The sequence below is a fragment of the Alkalihalobacillus trypoxylicola genome (genome assembly GCF_001590785.1).
GTDB lineage: Bacteria > Bacillota > Bacilli > Bacillales > Bacillaceae_D > Alkalihalobacillus > Alkalihalobacillus trypoxylicola.
Genome location: NZ_LTAO01000017.1, coordinates 24,609 through 41,697, shown reverse-complemented (window position 1 = coordinate 41,697; position 17,089 = coordinate 24,609). Strand labels below are relative to the sequence as shown.

At 35.7% G+C, this 17,089-nt stretch carries 16 protein-coding genes; 12 read left to right on the top strand and 4 right to left on the bottom strand.

What is annotated here, in order from left to right; translation table 11 throughout:
• Window positions 1-530 precede the first annotated feature (530 nt).
• The 7 genes from spoIIID to AZF04_RS11940 all read left to right on the top strand — a co-directional run bounded on the left by spoIIID (window position 531) and on the right by AZF04_RS11940 (window position 5,541).
• Window positions 531-818, top strand: coding sequence for a sporulation transcriptional regulator SpoIIID (gene spoIIID / locus AZF04_RS11970; protein ID WP_045483271.1), 288 nt, complete (start codon window positions 531-533; stop codon window positions 816-818).
• A 109-nt stretch (window positions 819-927) separates the two neighbouring features.
• Window positions 928-1,932, top strand: coding sequence for a rod shape-determining protein (mreB, locus tag AZF04_RS11965; RefSeq protein ID WP_045483268.1), 1,005 nt, complete (start codon window positions 928-930; stop codon window positions 1,930-1,932).
• Between the two features lie 191 nt (window positions 1,933-2,123).
• Entirely contained in the window at window positions 2,124-2,945 is an 822-nt protein-coding gene (locus AZF04_RS11960) for a flagellar hook-basal body protein (protein WP_061948924.1), read from the top strand.
• A gap of 47 nt (window positions 2,946-2,992) precedes the next feature.
• Window positions 2,993-3,835 (top strand): flagellar hook-basal body protein, encoded by an 843-nt coding sequence (locus tag AZF04_RS11955; protein WP_061948923.1) that lies wholly within the window; start codon window positions 2,993-2,995, stop codon window positions 3,833-3,835.
• Between the two features lie 41 nt (window positions 3,836-3,876).
• Window positions 3,877-4,329, top strand: a complete 453-nt coding sequence (locus AZF04_RS11950; RefSeq protein WP_061948922.1) for a DNA-directed RNA polymerase subunit beta — start codon at window positions 3,877-3,879, stop codon at window positions 4,327-4,329.
• Between the two features lie 171 nt (window positions 4,330-4,500).
• Entirely contained in the window at window positions 4,501-4,923 is a 423-nt protein-coding gene (fabZ, locus tag AZF04_RS11945) for a 3-hydroxyacyl-ACP dehydratase FabZ (RefSeq protein WP_045483259.1), read from the top strand.
• Window positions 4,924-5,268: 345 nt separating this feature from the next.
• The gene (locus AZF04_RS11940) at window positions 5,269-5,541 is read left to right on the top strand and encodes a hypothetical protein (RefSeq protein ID WP_045483256.1); all 273 of its coding nucleotides are present in this window, start codon (window positions 5,269-5,271) and stop codon (window positions 5,539-5,541) included.
• Between the two features lie 891 nt (window positions 5,542-6,432).
• On the opposite strand, the gene AZF04_RS11935 is transcribed toward AZF04_RS11940, so the two are convergent.
• A complete protein-coding gene (locus tag AZF04_RS11935; RefSeq protein WP_061948921.1) occupies window positions 6,433-6,930 on the bottom strand; it encodes a sigma-70 family RNA polymerase sigma factor in 498 nt (165 codons plus the stop codon).
• 323 nt (window positions 6,931-7,253) lie between these two features.
• Window positions 7,254-8,720: a S1C family serine protease gene (locus tag AZF04_RS11930; protein WP_061948920.1), complete on the bottom strand. Its 1,467-nt coding sequence runs from the start codon at window positions 8,718-8,720 to the stop codon at window positions 7,254-7,256.
• A gap of 638 nt (window positions 8,721-9,358) precedes the next feature.
• Between AZF04_RS11930 and AZF04_RS11925 the strand changes: the two genes are divergently transcribed.
• Window positions 9,359-9,694: a hypothetical protein gene (locus AZF04_RS11925; protein WP_061948919.1), complete on the top strand. Its 336-nt coding sequence runs from the start codon at window positions 9,359-9,361 to the stop codon at window positions 9,692-9,694.
• A gap of 870 nt (window positions 9,695-10,564) precedes the next feature.
• Window positions 10,565-11,905: a C40 family peptidase gene (locus tag AZF04_RS11920; RefSeq protein ID WP_061948918.1), complete on the top strand. Its 1,341-nt coding sequence runs from the start codon at window positions 10,565-10,567 to the stop codon at window positions 11,903-11,905.
• A gap of 311 nt (window positions 11,906-12,216) precedes the next feature.
• Here the strand turns inward: AZF04_RS11920 and AZF04_RS11915 are convergent, their stop codons facing one another.
• Together AZF04_RS11915 and AZF04_RS11910 are read right to left on the bottom strand one after the other, a co-directional pair.
• The gene (locus AZF04_RS11915; protein WP_082795354.1) at window positions 12,217-12,909 is read right to left on the bottom strand and encodes a CpsD/CapB family tyrosine-protein kinase; all 693 of its coding nucleotides are present in this window, start codon (window positions 12,907-12,909) and stop codon (window positions 12,217-12,219) included.
• A 19-nt stretch (window positions 12,910-12,928) separates the two neighbouring features.
• Complete coding sequence (locus tag AZF04_RS11910) at window positions 12,929-13,633, bottom strand: YveK family protein (protein WP_061948916.1); 705 nt, start codon at window positions 13,631-13,633, stop codon at window positions 12,929-12,931.
• 182 nt (window positions 13,634-13,815) lie between these two features.
• Here AZF04_RS11910 and AZF04_RS11905 point away from each other — a divergent pair, with 182 nt between their 5' ends.
• The 3 genes from AZF04_RS11905 to galU all read left to right on the top strand — a co-directional run bounded on the left by AZF04_RS11905 (window position 13,816) and on the right by galU (window position 17,061).
• Complete coding sequence (locus AZF04_RS11905; RefSeq protein ID WP_061948915.1) at window positions 13,816-14,748, top strand: LCP family glycopolymer transferase; 933 nt, start codon at window positions 13,816-13,818, stop codon at window positions 14,746-14,748.
• Between the two features lie 451 nt (window positions 14,749-15,199).
• Window positions 15,200-15,970 (top strand): tyrosine-protein phosphatase, encoded by a 771-nt coding sequence (locus tag AZF04_RS11900; protein WP_061948914.1) that lies wholly within the window; start codon window positions 15,200-15,202, stop codon window positions 15,968-15,970.
• A 203-nt stretch (window positions 15,971-16,173) separates the two neighbouring features.
• Window positions 16,174-17,061 carry a UTP--glucose-1-phosphate uridylyltransferase GalU gene (galU, locus tag AZF04_RS11895; protein ID WP_061948913.1) on the top strand — a complete coding sequence of 296 codons (888 nt, stop codon included), beginning with the start codon at window positions 16,174-16,176 and terminating at the stop codon, window positions 17,059-17,061.
• Window positions 17,062-17,089 lie beyond the last annotated feature (28 nt).

Below are 17,089 nucleotides of genomic sequence, written 5' to 3'. Positions count from 1 at the left end.
TTTAGTTTGTATGACTACGCCCAATACAGGTTCGACTTAAAAACAGCCTAACAAAGTCAGCAACTCATTGTGAATTCTTTTACACATAAATATAGACTTGACTCGCTATTCACCCGAAATACGAGCGACTCCAGGACACTGGTCAAAAGGGAGACTTCCTATTCACCCAAAAAGAGCTCAGAATCAGAAAAACGGTCAAAAGGAGAAGCGCTATCCACTCGAAAAGAGCTCACAATCAAAAAACTGGTCAAAAGGAAAAACGCTATCCGTCTAAAAAGAGCGCTGAGCCAAAAAACTGGTCAAAAGGGAAAGAGCTATTCACCGAAAAAGAAAGCCTCCTATTCACCCTAAAAAGCCCTAATCAAAGAAAGTCCTAATTCTACAAAACCCTCTTCTCTCAGTGCACGATAATAAAGTTTTCACATGATTTCACAAAAACAGCGCTCGTCCTATGAAGATTGTGGTATATCTGACCAACCTTTCTAATAAACTGTACCAATCACTAACACAGAATTAGGGAGGCGAGTCGTGTGCACGATTACATCAAAGAGCGTACCATCAAGATTGGCAGGTATATAGTCGAGTCACGAAAAACGGTTAGAACGATAGCCAAAGAATTCGGGGTCTCGAAAAGTACCGTACACAAGGATTTAACGGAGCGTTTGCCGGAGATAAATCCAGACCTAGCAAATGAGGTTAAGGAGATCCTTGAGTACCACAAGTCTATTCGCCATTTACGAGGTGGTGAAGCGACAAAGGTCAAGTACAAAAAGTCTCAAGTCGAAAATGATGAAAATATTGTCAAATCAAGGCAATAAATTTCGAAAAAGGTATCCCTGTCCGACCTTTTTTATGATAAAATTTTAAATTAGGTAAATCGTATTACTATAATGTACGATGTTCGGAAAACAGGGAGGAAATGAAATCATGTTTGGTCGAGATATTGGAATTGATTTAGGAACAGCAAATGTCTTAATTTATGTTAAAGGTAAAGGAATTGTATTAGATGAACCGTCTGTTGTTGCCGTTGAGACAACTTCAAAACGAGTGCTAGCTGTGGGAGATGAAGCATTCCGTATGGTCGGCCGTACACCAGGAAATATTGTTGCTGTTCGTCCCATGAGAGATGGAGTCATTGCTAACTTTGAATTAACAGAATCCATGTTAAAGCATTTTTTAACGAAAATTAATATGAAAAATCTTTTTTCGAAACCGAGAATCTTAATTTGTTGCCCAACGAATATTACGTCAGTTGAGCAAAAAGCTATCAGAGAAGCTGCGGAAAAAAGTGGCGGTAAAAATGTCTACTTAGAAGAAGAGCCAAAAGTTGCAGCGATTGGAGCTGGAATGGATATATTTCAGCCAAGCGGTAACATGGTCGTAGATATAGGCGGTGGAACAACAGATGTTGCTGTATTATCCATGGGGGATATCGTCACCGCCTCCTCTATAAAAGTAGCAGGAGATCGATTTGATTTAGATATTTTAACGTATATTAAAAAGAAATATAAATTATTAATTGGTGAACGAACAGCTGAAAATATTAAAAAAGAAGTGGCAACAGTATTTCCGGGTGCACGCAATGAAGAGATTGATATTCGTGGACGAGATATGGTAAGCGGACTTCCAAGAACCATTACGGTTAACTCTGAAGAAATACAGGAAGCCTTAACAGAGTCTGTTTCTTATATTGTACAAGCCTCAAAGCAGGTACTTGAACAAACACCTCCTGAATTATCTGCAGATATTATTGATCGTGGCGTTATTTTAACCGGTGGGGGAGCATTACTTCACGGAATAGATTTATTATTAGCCGATCAACTTAAAGTACCTGTATTAGTTGCTGAAGAGCCAATGCATTGCGTGGCTAAAGGCACAGGTATGATTTTAGAGAATTTAGATAAAATGTCTAGTAAAAAAGTTCAAATATAAAAAGTATATATACCGATATAAAAAAGAAGTCTAATTTAATAAAGGGTAAGAAATTCAAAAGATACTTGTAAAATGATGAATTTGCAAATGAAGCCTTTACATGATTGTGTCGGTAAAAGCTCTTAATTGCTACTAATTTTTATGTTTTCTAGTGTTTATTAATTAGGCTGAAGATGAAAAGGAGGTATAAAATGCTAAGAGGATTATACGGTGCGGCAGCAGGAATGGTCGCTCAGCAGCAACGCCAAGAAATGCTAACCAATAATTTAGCAAATGTACAAACACCTGGTTTTAAAGCCGATCGTTCTACAATGCGTTCTTTCCCAAATATGCTAATGGCCGCCATGAATGTTAATTCAGGACCAATTAATCAACATCAAATTTTAGGAGAGCTCTCTACAGGTGTTTATCTTCAAGAGCAAGTTCCTAATTTCCGTCAGGGCGATCTTGAAGAAACCGGGTTGTTTACAGATGTAGCACTACTGCAGGGCGTGATGCCAGAAACAGAAAATGGACAGCCAGGTGCTCTGTTTTATTCTGTACAAGCAGAAGATGGGGAAGCGCGTTATACTCGAAATGGACAATTCACCGTGGATGGAGAAGGAATGCTAACTACTGCGGGTGGTCATTTAGTCTTAGATACAGATGGACAAGCTATTAACGTAGGTGGACCAGAATTTACTGTGAATGGTAACGGAGTAATTGTTAATGCTCAAGGTGACATCGCTGGACAATTAGGTGTCGTTTATATAGAGAATTCACTTGATTTAATCAGAGAAGGTAGCGGCCTTCTTAGCTATCAAGGAGCAGATGCACTACCACAAGCTGTTGGGTTAGATGGAGTCACTTATCAAATACATCAAGGCTTTGTGGAGAAGTCTAATGTAGACCCAACTCAAACGATGACAGAAATGATGAATGCCTATCGAAGCTTTGAATCGAATCAAAGAGTGCTTCAAGCCTATGACCAAAGCTTGCAAAAAGCCGTTAATGAAATCGGTCGTCTCGGATAAAAAATGGATTTCATTTTAAAAAATATTTTGTATTGTGAGGGTCAGAGATGAATCGTTCCATGATTTCTGCAAGTGTCACCATGAATCAAATTCAAAAGCAGCTAGATACGATTTCACATAATCTAGCTAATAGTCAAACGACAGGGTTTAAGCGAAGAGAAGCGAATTTTCATGATTTGTTATCACAGCAGCTTCAGAACCAATCAAGACCTCAGGATGAGATTGGAAGATTGACTCCAATGGGCTTAAGTGTGGGGGCAGGAGCGAAAGTCGCACAAACGACCTTAAGAATGGAACAAGGTGCTCTTCAAAATACAGACCGTGAATTGGATTTTGCGATTCTTGAAAAACACCATTTCTTCAGAATTGAGGCTGAGAATGGTCTTGAAACGGTTGAAAGATTAACAAGAGCGGGAAATTTCTATTTAACCGCCAACCCTGATAATTTAGATACACTTACGCTCGTAACCGCAAATGGTGACTTTTTATTGGATAATGAAGGCAACCGTCTTACCATTCCAGCAAACTTTGATTCATTTCAGTTACATAGCAATGGCCAGCTATTAGCTACATTAAATGATGGTACAGTAGAAGAAGTGGCACAGCTTGGATTAAGGCAGATATTAAATCCGCAGCTTTTAAATTCAGTGGGTGAAAATGCTTTTGAATTGCAAGATATTGAGGCGTTAGGTTATGCTGAAGCAGATGTGTTTGTTGATGTAGTAGGAAATGAAGCAAACCTTATGCAAAATGCTTTAGAACAATCAAACGTCGATATGTCAAAAGAAATGAATAATTTAATCATTGCACAACGACATTATCAGTTTAATTCTACGGCTATTTCCATGGCAGACCAAATGTCAGGTTTAGTAAATGGAATACGTGGTTAAACATAATTAAACGATTCTGATAAGTAATTGAGGAGAAACCAATGAGCGAAAAAGAAAACCAAATCCCTAATAATAAAACTTCAGAGAATGTCAAAAAAGAAAATGCTATGAAAAAAAAGGCTGATAAAGACTTGTCTAATCATTCTGATAAGAATACTCATTCTCCGAAAGTATCCAAAGAAACTGAGATATCTAAGAAGGAGAAAGTAGAGAATCAGTCAAAGGGCAAAAAACGTAGCGAGCTAAAAAAAGAAAAGCAAAAGCATTCTGATGAAGAAGAAAGCAGAGCTGAGAGGAAGCGAGAGAGAAAAGGAAGAATTCGTATGTTTCCGATTTGGGTTCGTTTATTATTAGTTATTCTGCTATTAGGTGGTAGTCTGATCATTGGTTTGATGGTTGGGTTTGGTGTAGTCGGTGGACATGAACCGTTAGATGCAATCCGTCCTGAAACCTGGTACCATATTCTTGATTTAATGAGGGGTGAAGTGGAGTAAGCCCTTCATTTCTTACCTATTAAAAGCGAAAGCACTTTCCATGAGAAATGACCATGATGAAGTGCTTTTTTTATTTGAAAAAAGCTTTTACATTCTCTAATATCCACTACTTAGGCAGCTCCAATAATTATGATATAATGTAGACAATCATAAATAAAGGATGGGTGTCACTTGTATAATATTGAAGAAATTAAAGCTATTATCCCACATCGTTATCCGTTTCTACTTGTAGACCGAATTATTGAATGTGAAATTGGTCAAAGTGCAGTAGGAATAAAAAATGTATCAGCCAATGAAGAGTTTTTTAACGGTCATTTCCCAGACTATCCAGTTATGCCAGGAGTGTTGATTGTAGAGGCTTTAGCGCAAACAGCTGCGGTAGCAATGCTACAAAAAGAAGAATATAAAGGGAAAATTGGTTTCTTTGCTGGAATTGATAAATGCCGTTTTAAAAAGCAAGTAAAACCAGGAGACCAGCTTCGTTTAGAAGTAGAAATGACTCGTATGAAGGGACCAGTTGCAAAAGCACGTGGAATTGCAACCGTTGATGGTGAAGTGGCTGCGGAAGCAGATATGACATTCGCTATCCAATAAATGAAGCAAAAACACTTTCAATCAAGAAAGTGTTTTTTTGTTACTCCAAAAATAATTACAAAAAAAGTATATAATCGAGACATTTGGACATATTACTCGAGAGGGCTTCTGAAACAGTACTGATTTCAATCATTAATAATTTTAAACCTCTCAATTTTAAAAGTTCTCTCACTTTCTTATGTTACTTTATGTGACAAATTGTACATCCAGTAATAGAATGCCTAAAAACTACGCATTCTATAGACGGTGATGTATATAGTTGTTAAGATACAGACAGACTAACAGATAAGTTAAAAAAGTTAGTCATACTTAAATGACAATCTATATTATTTGGAGGTAATTGAAATGAAAAAATATTTAATGACAACAGCAGCAGCACTTTTATCTTTAGGAGTTTTAGCAGCATGCGGAGATGACACGACAGATGATCCTGGTATGGGAGATCCAGCAGGAGACCCAGCTATTGAAGATCCAGCATTAGATGAGCCAGCGGTTGATGATCCAGCAATGGAAGACCCAGCGATGGACGAAGAGCCAGCAATGGATGATCCAGCAATGGATGAAGCAGAAACTGAAGACCCAATGATGGATGACGATATGGAAGAAGATACTGAATAATAATTATGTAAAAAAGTAAGGTAACTACCTTACTCATATCGTAGACGTAACGTCTTTGAGAAATGACTCTCAAAGGCGTTATTTCGTCTGTTTTGAAACATTCGCTAGAACCAGAAATGTGGTCGGAAGGAAGCGTTCTATTCACCCGAAAAGGGAGCCGCATCACGAAAACGTTAAAAAGGAAGCAGTCTATTCACCAGAAAACAGCGCTGAACACGAAAAACGGTCAAAAGGGAGCCGCCTATTCACCGGAAAAAGCGCCGAACCTAGGAAAGAGGTCAAAAGGGAGCCACCTATTCACCCAAAAAGAGCGCTGAACTCGAAAAGTAGTCAAAAGGGAGCGTTCTATTCACCCGAAAAGGGAGCCGCATCACGAAAACGGTAAAAAGGGATAGCTCTATTCACCGGAAAAAGCGCCGGAACTAGGAAAGTGGTCAAAAGGAAGCCGTCTATTCATCAAAAAGAGCGGTAACGAACTTTGATTAAGGATTTTTTGAAATTTCTTTGACAGATAAAGTATTTTGCGCTAAGTCACCCTATCATGTAATGAGATGTATACACAAATAAGTTACGAACAGGGCTCTCTATCTTTTCAAAAGAAGGAGGGCCCTGTTGAATTTGCATTTTCTCTATAAAATACTTAATTTAGCTTTAACGGTTGATAAAGTGGGCTTTCCGAAATCTGTTTTTGTAAAGTTAGTTTGGCATTGTCGCCCTCTGGCTGAAGAGTGCCTTGAGAGAGCGAACAGCCAAAGCACCTAACAAGTGTGAAGATAGTATTGTACGAACCTCTTTTTAATTTGTCAAAACATTAGATATTATTTTTCGGGAAATAAAATCAATAAGAGACAAGAAGTGCCCGAATTCATTTGAAAAATAAAAACAATCTTATCAGTTTTCCTCTGGCTTCATCATATAAGAGAGTTTTTTGATGACAGATTTTCGCCATGAAGCAACAGTATGGGTAGAAACCGAATATTTCTGCGCAATTTCGCTTAATTTCAGTTGATGAATAATGGTTTCAGTGAACCACGCTTTTTCTCGACATGATAATAAATGAAGATAAGGAACGAACCTTTCATAAGAAGATTCCTCATGTTCTGTAACGATGCTGTACTGATGGAGTTTTACTGCGTCACTTATAACATTATGCTCTTTATACTTTGCCTCTTTACGAAGAAAATCAATCAAATCTCCTCGAACTCGTTGCTTCGCATAAAAGGCAAAATGACCTTTTTCTTGCTCATAATGACAATAAGCCTTCCATAATGCAATTTGACCAACTTGATAAAATTCCTCAAAATTTGTGTAGATATTGAGCTGCTTCATTTGATTTTTAATCAAAGGTTGATAATCTTTTAATACTTGCTCAAAGCTATGATCTAGCAATGCAGTCACCCTTAGTGAGAAGAGATCTCTTCTTATAAATTCCGCGGTGACTTTACTTTATCGCCATTCAATAGAAACATCATCTTATTTTAAGAAGGATATGAAGAGCTCAGTAGCTTATATATTTGACGTAGCAGCCTTGCTATTTACTAATTCTAAAAGCCAGAGTTCTAATGAAAAATGTTTACGGCATAATTTTGAAATTTAAAGGAATATTAAGGTGGGGCATAGAATTAAGAAGTAGATAAAGTCAAAAGGTATTTGCCAAATTACAAACAAATAAAAAAGCATGAGCTCTTATGTTAAGAACCATGCCCTTTAAGCTAAGAAGCAACCGCTAAGTCATCTTCTTCATCGATATTCTCTTCGATTTCTGTGTCATCTACTTGGTCCACTTCATCGTTGATTTTATTTATACTAGAAACGTCCTCTTTCTGATTCTCTTTTTCTTTTTCATCACTTTCGACATTCACTTCATCTATAGTATCTTCCATTTCAATAAAGACTTCCTGTTTTTCAGCCTTTTTGATTTCAATCGGTGGATTTTCTTTTTTCTCGATAGTTTTATTCTGGTTATTTCCTGTACCTAGTGACTCTGACTCTTTTTCTTCCTCTTCAGATACTAATGATTCTTCATTTCCATCTTCAACGGCAACGGCTTGATCACCATAAATAGCTAGTAAGTCATCCTGAGAGAGTGGGCTTTGAACCCAATCCTGAATTAACGATTCTACGGCAAATACAGGTATACTATAGCTGATACTTTCTCTGTTTTTATCCATAGCCGAATTAATTCCAATGATTTTCCCAGATGAGATAGAAACTAAGGGACCTCCACTGTTACCTGGCTGCGTTGGAGCAGAAGACTCGTAAAGATTTAAGTATAAAAAGTTATTAATAGAAAAGGACAATCCAGTTTCAGTAATATTACCTGTTGTAGAAGTGAAAGAAGCACCTTGTGGAGTTCCTAGAGTTAATACTTGGTCTCCTATAGCAGCTTGACTCCCTTTATCAATCGGTGCTGGGCTTTGTCCATCAAAATCATTCACAAGTAAAACGGCAATATCTGTTTCATTAGAATAGCCAATCACTTCAGCAACATGCTCAGAACCACTTTGTGTTTGGACCGTTACAAATAAATCGCCTGTGACAACATGGGCATTTGTAATGACAATCCCATTACTATTATATAAAAACCCAGAACCTTGATGATTAGTAGAGTAGATCGTATAGACCTTTTCTTTTAATTGATTGACTAATTGATTAGCTGATTCTTCATCAATTTCTGAATTTTCTTCACTCTCATCGTTATCTTCGGTTTCTTCTTCTATTACTTCCTCTGTATTCTCTTCATCCTGAGAATTTTGCTGCTCATTCTCATCGTTATCTTCGGTTGATTCGGAATTTGGATTTTCTATAGTTGAATCAAGTTCAATCATTTCGTTTTCTTGATTCTCTTCGGAATCGTTATTACTAGGTTCTTCCGTATCTTTTTCTCTTTCTTCAGCATCTTTCTCTTCTTCATTATTTTCAGTATACTCTTCTTCTTCGTATACAAAAGCAGGTTGATCGACTGGTTTATTAGAGATATCAATTTCGGCAGTGGAGTGATCGATAGCTTCTTTAGTCCACTGATTAGCATTGGTTTGATAAGTCGTAATACCAATGATAGCGACTGTAATGAAAACGGCGATTAGTGTTAGGAATAGAACTTTTTTTGATTTGATTTTTGAAAAAAGAGAAGGATTTTCTAATGATTCCACTTGTTTTTGTGACTGTTGGGTACTCATATGAATCCTCCTTTATATCGTATCCTTAGACTAAAAAGGATTATCACTTTTATGTAATAATATACCCACATTATAACAAAGAGTAATCGCTTTTTTGCCAAATTCTTAAAAAAACTTATAATTGAGTGAATTTCATAATTGCTCTATAAACGAATAAAATCGAACGTTTCTTATAAAATATGTTTTGAAATTTTGTGAATCCACTCGATGATTGAAACGATAGGTAGTGACTCCCAAAGGCTCAGCGCAGTCTGAAGATCCACTCTGGCGAAGCTCTGCGTAGTCAGAGTTAGCTGAAGACAAGCCCTTGGGAAAGCATCTACCTAAAGTGGAAATCAAACACCAAATTGTTCGGTTTTTATTATAAGAATTATGAAATTGATTCAATTACTAGATTAGTTCCCGAACGAATCAATTGATTAATTTTCTAATATAAAAGACGAATTGAAAGCCAAAAAGGTTTCATGAGATTCATAAACTCGGATAATTTGTTCAATAAATTGAAATTTAATAGGATAAATTGACTAAAAGGTAGTATAATATTATGTATATTGATAAAAAGTATGAAAAATCGACAAATACTTTTCAAGTTTAACTGTATGACCATTTGTTTGATTCTAGATACTGAGGTGAGGACATTGATTAATAATATAAAGAAATTAAGGTTAGAAAAAGGGATATCAAAGAAAATGCTTGCCGAAACAGTAGGAATTCAACCTAGCGATTTGGAGTTTATTGAAGAAAGAAAGCTTCCTTATGAACCACAAAAAGAGCTTATGGAACGAATATATGCAGTTTTACAATCAACCAATCTATCGATGAATAGTATGTATGCAGTAGAAGGCCTTAAGGCAGAGCCGCTTGATTCAAAATGGATGGAGCTTGTCACAGAGGCAAGTCAATCTAATGTGAGCAAGGAGAAATTTAAAGAGTTTCTTGCCAATAAACGTGCTGAAAGATGGAAGCTGAATTAATACTTCGAACTAATAAAAAAGAGTCATACTATTTTTTATAGTATCACTCTAAAAAGACAGCTTAAAATATACGGTTCATCTATCGATTGAGTAGATGAACTTTTTTGTTTTAAATAACGGGTCGTGTATTTCAGCTTGTCGTTAAATTATGATTTAATCTTTTTTCTTTTTTGTTTTCCTACCTTTACATAGATAGAGCCTTCATCTGATTTGAAAAACTTCACTCTAAAAAGTTTAAAAGGAGTCCAGATTTCTTTCATATGATGCATTGGCATTAAATACACCCCATCTTTTCTCTAATCTTTTAGTTTCCTCATTATTTATTTCCACAAATTCTATAAATAGAAACATAAAAACGATTAACTTCTTCTAATATATATTCGTCCTAAAATAAAACATTCCTTTTTTAAACTTCTGAATAATATAGAATATTTAAATATTTCTGAATATAAATTCAACAAAGAAACTCTCTCTAGTAGTCTCATAAACCTAGTTAATTTAGTTATATTGAAATTACATTTAATTACTAGGTCTAATGATCCTAATGTTTGTAATAGATAAATGGATCAAAAGGATTATTAAAAGTAACTAAGTAATAATAAACAATAAGTGAAATTGTGGTTTTGTCTATAAAAAATCTCAATTTTATGTGGGTATAGTTATATAGGAATAGGCACTTTGATCTTATATTATTACATTTATGTTACAAAGATAGAAAAATGTCGTTTTATCAAGTAAAATATACGTTATGAAACTAGGAAATACGTCATATATACAGCAAAATATATACTACATTATGTGGAATTAAAAGGAACTAAGCAATAAGTCTTATAAACTGACAGGAAACAGAAAGAAGGAGGACTTAGGACAATGGTAGTAAAAAAACAGTCATCTATGAAAAGGGTGTTTGTTTCATCTACAGTTGCGACTGGGATTGTTTTATCAACGCCTCTAATAACAGAAGCTGCTTTAGGAGACCAAACACTAAGACAAGGGATGAGTCATAGTGACGTTGTTGAATTACAGGATGTGTTAACAGAGAAAGGTTTCTTTACCTATAAAGAATCAACTGGTTATTTTGGAGTAATAACGGTGGATGCTGTTAAGGATTTTCAGAGAAAGAACAATCTAACTGCTGATGGAATTGTAGGACCAAAAACCTTTTCTGCACTCGGAGCAAAATCTAGTAATAGCAATTCTAATAATTCTAGTTCTAGCTCCAATTCTTCAAATAACAGTAGTCAAAATGTTTCTAGTAATGTTGCTTCTAATTCGATTTTGCGAAATGGAAGCAGAGGAGGTGCCGTTACTACTTTACAAAATCAACTTTCATCTCAAGGCTATTATAAGATCTCGATCGATGGAATATATGGAAATGGAACAGCTCAAGCCGTCCGTAATTTTCAAAAGGATCATAATTTGACGGTAGATGGGATTGCTGGCCCACAAACCATGAATGCTTTAGCAAATAAAGTAGGCGGGAACTCTTCAAACTCAGGTTCTTCCAATTCCAATAGTGGTTCATCAAATTCAAATTCAGGTTCTTCTTCAAATTCAAACTCATCATCTAGCAACTCTTCTATTTTACGAGTGGGTGTAAGTGGACAAGCTGTTACGAACCTACAATCACAGCTACGTTCCGTAGGCGTCTTTAATCAAGAACCAACAGGCTACTATGGAAAAGATACAGAAAGCGCTGTCCGATCCTTCCAAAGAACACACGGATTAACGGCAGACGGAATTGCAGGACCTAAAACCTTTGCAAAGCTGAATGAAGTTTCAACGAATCAAGGCGATAAAGAACAAACTAGTGGTGGCAACTCTTCAGCAGGCTCCAATAATTCAGCGGGAGCACTCGTAACCAATTTAATTGCAGAAGCATCATTGTACATAGGAGTTCCGTATGTATGGGGAGGAACTAGCACAGCTGGATTTGATTGCAGTGGGTTTATACAATATGTATTCAAGCAACAAGGAATTAATTTACCAAGAACAGTAGCAACTCAATGGAATGCTGGCACAAGCGTTTCTAAGCCTAGTGTTGGGGATATAGTGTTCTTCCAAACCATATCAGATGGACCGTCTCATAACGGTATTTATATCGGTAATAATCAATTCATTCATAGTGGTTCATCTACAGGAGTAACGATTACTAGCATGGATAATAGCTATTGGAAACCAAGATACTTAGGAGCAAAGCGTCTCCATTAAAAGCAAAACGACCTTTTTTTAGGTCGTTTTTTTCATTATAGTGAAATTTGAAAGTTAATATCATTACTAGCATGGGATAATGTTTAACTTATTAAAATCATTAAGTCTTTAGGCTACTGAAAGAACAGCTATTAGAAAAGCTGGTGCTATACCTATTAATTAAACGTTTATTTAATGATGGATTCAATCTTATTTGCGGGCAGGAGGATTGTTTATCTTAGTTCCAACCTAATGGCTGTATAAACTTTAGGTTATTAAATAAGAAGAACAAAAAAAGCAGATGCTCTTAAAAGCAAATGCTTCTTTTTTCCTTACTCCCCGTAATAATAATAATAATTTCCTTTTTTTACTTCTTTGTTGTTAAATACAACACCGAGTAGCTTAGAGCTTGTTTGTGATAATAATTCTTTTGTTTTGACAGCTTGATTACGATCGGTTTTCCCGTTTGATACAACTAGGATAGAACCGTCTACCTTGTTTCCAAGCACCTGCGCGTCCGTAACGGCCATAACAGGGGGGGTGTCTAGCACAATAATATCATATTTGCTTTTAAAGCTTTCTAAGGTTAGCTCCATTGTCTTTGAATTTAATAATTCAGCGGGATTAGGAGGAATCGGTCCACTTGGTAAAATGGATAATCTTTCGACTTTACTAGTTTGAATAACGTCCTCTATTACCTCTGTTTTCATTAGGAGATTAGTTAATCCCCTTGTGTTAAGAATACCAAACGTATGATGAACAGTAGGCTTACGTAAATCAGTATCGACCAATAGTACATCATTTCCGTTTTGAGCAAGGACAATCGCTAAATTAGCGGCAGTAGTAGATTTACCTTCTCCCGGACCAGATGATGTAACGAGTAAGGTTTTTAATTCCTGATCAACAGAAGAAAATTCAATATTTGTACGAATCGTACGATATTGCTCCGTAATTGGAGATTTTGGTCGTTCATTTGCAATTAACGCTCTCTTTTTGGTAGGTGATTTCAATTCTCGACGTGCCAACTTATACACTCCTTATCTATTAAGAGGGTTTCCTGTTATCTAGTTTCATTTCTTCATCCATATTCGGAACTACACCTAATAATGGTAATTCTAATAGCTTTTCAAGCTCTTCCTCTGATTTAATGGTCGGGTCTAAATATTCTAACAAAAAGGCAAGGCCAACTGCTAGCATTAAACCGATAACTAAAGCAATCGCCATATTTAAGGTTGGGTTTGGACTAACAGGAGAAGGATTTTCCCCTAATGTTGCAGGAGCGAGGATATTCACATTGTCAATATTCATTAGGTTGACAATTTGCTCTTCGAATATCGTCGCTGTTGTATTGGCAATATTAACAGCTATAGCTGGGTCAACATGCTCAACCGTTAAGTTCATAACCTGTGAATTATTTTCACTAGAAATGGAAAGCGAATTTTTTAAAGAATTGACGGTAGTGTCTAAATTTAATTCGTCAATTACAAGGTCGAGAATAGCTGCGCTTCTCATTACTTCATTATATGTATTAATTAATTCTAGGTTGGTCCGAACATCCTGCTGTGAAATAACTTGTTCACTATTTTCTTGTGAAATTAATATTTGAGCGGTGCTTTCATAAGTAGGTGTGAGTAAAAAATAACTGATGACACCGCTTAAAACAAGGGCAATTAGTGGGATAATGAAAAGTAATTTTAGTCTACGTTTTAATGTGTTAAAAATATCCTGTAAGCTAATCGTTTCTTCCATTTTTATATTGAATCTCCTTCCAGACCATAAAGCATGAGTAATCTCCTAGAATTATATCATAATTTGTAAACTAGAAAAGAAAAAAATCAGATTGCTGTTTAGAGTATTTTTCCTATATAATAGTAAAAGGAAATTAAATAAGCGAAAAATATGTAATTTGAAGAAACTAAAGGAGCAATAATATGAGAAAATTTATCATCATTTTCGGCTCAATACTAGGAGTTCTCTTTATCGGTGTCGTTGGTTATGGTTTTTACTTATATAACTCGGTCACGAAAACAGTGGAACAGATACATGAGCCATTAGAACGACCAATTTCTGATAAACGTGATAAAGAGGTCAATATGGATGACCAAGAGCCATTATCAATTTTGTTAACGGGTGTCGATTCAACTGGTGATACTCATAGTGGAAGATCCGATACGATTATTGTTTTGACTGTAAATCCAAAGGAAGAATCTGTGAAAATGCTTAGTATTCCGCGTGATACAAGAACTGAGCTGATTGGAAGAGGAGAACAGGATAAAATCAACCATGCCTACGCATTTGGTGGTATTCAAATGACGATTGATACGGTTGAAAATTTCTTGAATATTCCGATTGACCACTATGCGAGTATTAATATGGAAGGGTTTAAAGGTTTAGTAGATGCATTAGGGGGAGTGACGGTAGATAACGCATTCACTTTTGAGCAAGGTGGGTTTACTTTTCCGGAAGGTGAAAACTTTATGAACGGTGAAGAAGCATTAGCTTTTGCAAGAATGAGATATGAAGATCCTCGAGGAGATTTCGGCCGAAATGATCGTCAGCGTCAGGTCGTCGATGCCGTAATCCAGGAAGGTGCTCAGTTTAGCTCAATAACAAAGGTAGGCAGCATTTTGGAAGCAGTAGGTGGCTCAGTAAGAACTGATTTAGATTTGAATTCGATTTGGAGTATTCAATCTAATTATAAAGAAGCACGTCACACGGTTGAACAGATGGAAATTAAGGGTAATAACGCTACAATTAATGGAATATACTATTTGCAGGTTCCGGATGAAGAGGTAGTTCGAGTTAGTCAAGAGCTTCGTGAACACTTAGAGCTTGAACATTCTACTACAGCATCCTCTCAATAATTATGATAAAAAGGACGAAAAATGTATGATTTTTCGTTCTTTTGTTTGAGTTCTATTTGTCCTGATTCCAAAGTCACCCTTATTTCTTTTTAAAGTATTAAATTTTCTTATAAAGAATTCTAGTTAAGACCTTAGATGTAATTTTTAGTAAAAAGCATGAAATTGATCATATTCTGTAGGAATTATCAGAAATATGTAGTAATGTAGAAATCAAATCTTAAAAATAAAGAATTCGGTTATTACATAGAAATATATAGGACTTTTTTGAATGCGATTGATTATTTCAGAAAAACACCAACAAATGATATGTAAACTTACAATTTATGATTTATAATCTAGTTAAAATATGGTAATATAAAAAGTGCGTTTATTTTTATCGGGACTTTTTTACTAATGTATTGTAAGTGGAATTTCATAAAAAATACTATTAGGAAAGGAAGAAATAATAAGTATGATTGATTTGCATTGTCATATTTTGTCGGGTGTAGATGACGGTCCTTCTTCTATAAAGGATAGTATTGAAATGGCTAGAGTTGCTGTGTCAGAAGGAATTAACACGATTGTAGCGACTCCTCATTATAGTCACCCTTCTTTTCAAAAAAATGAGGCGCCACTTGTTCATCAGAAAGTAACAGATTTAAATGAGGAATTAATAAGACATAACATCCCTTTGGAAATTTTACCAGGTCATGAACTTCGAATTCATGGAGATTTAATAGAAGAGCTACAGGATGGAACGGCTTTAAGCCTAGCTAATCTAGGAACCTATCTATTTATAGAATTTCCATCTAACCATGTACCTAGCTATGCTACAACATTATTTTATCAGCTTCAGGTAGAGGGATATCAGCCTGTCATTGTTCATCCTGAAAGGAATAGTAAACTAATAGAATCACCTAATATTTTATATGAATTTGTGAAGAGTGGTATTTTAACTCAGGTAACATCATCAAGCATTACCGGTCATTTTGGTAAAAAGATTCAGAAATTCTCTAAACAGTTAATAGAGCATCAATTAACACATTTTGTTTCCTCTGATGCACATAATGTCAACTCGCGTTCATTTAGAATGAAATCTGCCTATTCTATTATAGAAGAAGAATTTGGCTATGAACAAACTAATATCTTAAAGGGAAATTCCGAACAAGTAATCAATAACGAAGCCGTTATAATAGAAGAAGCGATACCTTTTAAAAGAAAGAAATTGCTAGGTATATTTTAAAGTATCATAAGGGGATGTCTCCTTACCTTTATCAATGGAGGCACTCGACTATGCTGTGGGTTTATCACCTTAGATACAATGTTATCGTTGGTATAGTGTGAGGATGGGTTGAATGCCCTACATATATTTTTTGAAAAAGGAAATTCAGGTTTGAATTTCTTTTTTTAAGGAATATAAATTTTGAAAATTTAGGAGGTTTTGAGATGACAAAACCAGTCAAAAAAGCAATCATACCTGCAGCGGGATTAGGGACAAGATTTTTACCTGCTACAAAGGCGATGCCAAAGGAAATGTTACCAATTGTAGATAAACCAACGATACAATATATTATAGAAGAAGCAGTAGAGGCAGGGATTGAGGATATAATTATCGTAACAGGAAAAGGAAAAAGGGCAATTGAGGATCATTTTGACCACGCATTTGAATTGGAACAAAATCTATTAGAAAAACAAAAGCTTGAACTATTAGATAAAGTAGTGGCTACATCTAAGGTAGATATTCATTATATACGTCAAAAGGAACCTAAAGGGTTAGGGCATGCGGTTTGGTGCGCAAGGAAATTTATTGGTGATGAACCTTTTGCTGTTCTACTGGGTGATGATATTGTTCAGTCTGAGGTTCCCTGCACAAAACAGTTAATCAATGTTTATGAAGAAAAGGGTGCCTCAGTCATTGGCGTTCAAACCGTACCAGATGAAGAGACGCACCGTTATGGGATTGTCGCTCCTTCTGAAAAATTTGGGAAAACCTATGAAGTAGAAAGTTTTGTTGAGAAACCAAAACAGGGAACCGCTCCTTCTAATTTAGCGATCATGGGAAGATACGTATTAACCCCAGAAATCTTTGATTTATTAGAAAATCAAGAAAGTGGAGCTGGTGGTGAAATACAATTAACAGATGCGATACAGCGCTTAAATGAGCAACAAGGTGTATATGCTTATGATTTTGATGGAAAGCGTTATGATGTCGGTGAAAAGCTAGGCTTTGTCTTAACCACCTTAGATTTTGCGTTACAACGACCTGAATTAAGAGAAGACTTAATGAATGTCATGAAGTCTTATATAAGTCAATCAGAAGACTTAAAAGTTTAAAATGAGAATTGTTTGAAGAAAGGGGGAC

What these genes read in the sequence shown, in the direction of transcription:
- AZF04_RS11940 (WP_045483256.1), top strand. Translation starts at nt 5,269, where the DNA reads ATGAAAAAATATTTAATGACAACAGCAGCAGCACTTTTATCTTTAGGA.
- AZF04_RS11910 (WP_061948916.1), bottom strand. Translation starts at nt 13,633, where the DNA reads ATGGAAGAAACGATTAGCTTACAGGATATTTTTAACACATTAAAACGT.
- AZF04_RS11930 (WP_061948920.1), bottom strand. Translation starts at nt 8,720, where the DNA reads ATGAGTACCCAACAGTCACAAAAACAAGTGGAATCATTAGAAAATCCT.
- AZF04_RS11900 (WP_061948914.1), top strand. Translation starts at nt 15,200, where the DNA reads ATGATTGATTTGCATTGTCATATTTTGTCGGGTGTAGATGACGGTCCT.
- mreB (WP_045483268.1), top strand. Translation starts at nt 928, where the DNA reads ATGTTTGGTCGAGATATTGGAATTGATTTAGGAACAGCAAATGTCTTA.
- AZF04_RS11955 (WP_061948923.1), top strand. Translation starts at nt 2,993, where the DNA reads ATGAATCGTTCCATGATTTCTGCAAGTGTCACCATGAATCAAATTCAA.
- AZF04_RS11920 (WP_061948918.1), top strand. Translation starts at nt 10,565, where the DNA reads ATGGTAGTAAAAAAACAGTCATCTATGAAAAGGGTGTTTGTTTCATCT.
- galU (WP_061948913.1), top strand. Translation starts at nt 16,174, where the DNA reads ATGACAAAACCAGTCAAAAAAGCAATCATACCTGCAGCGGGATTAGGG.
- AZF04_RS11950 (WP_061948922.1), top strand. Translation starts at nt 3,877, where the DNA reads ATGAGCGAAAAAGAAAACCAAATCCCTAATAATAAAACTTCAGAGAAT.
- AZF04_RS11960 (WP_061948924.1), top strand. Translation starts at nt 2,124, where the DNA reads ATGCTAAGAGGATTATACGGTGCGGCAGCAGGAATGGTCGCTCAGCAG.
- AZF04_RS11905 (WP_061948915.1), top strand. Translation starts at nt 13,816, where the DNA reads ATGAGAAAATTTATCATCATTTTCGGCTCAATACTAGGAGTTCTCTTT.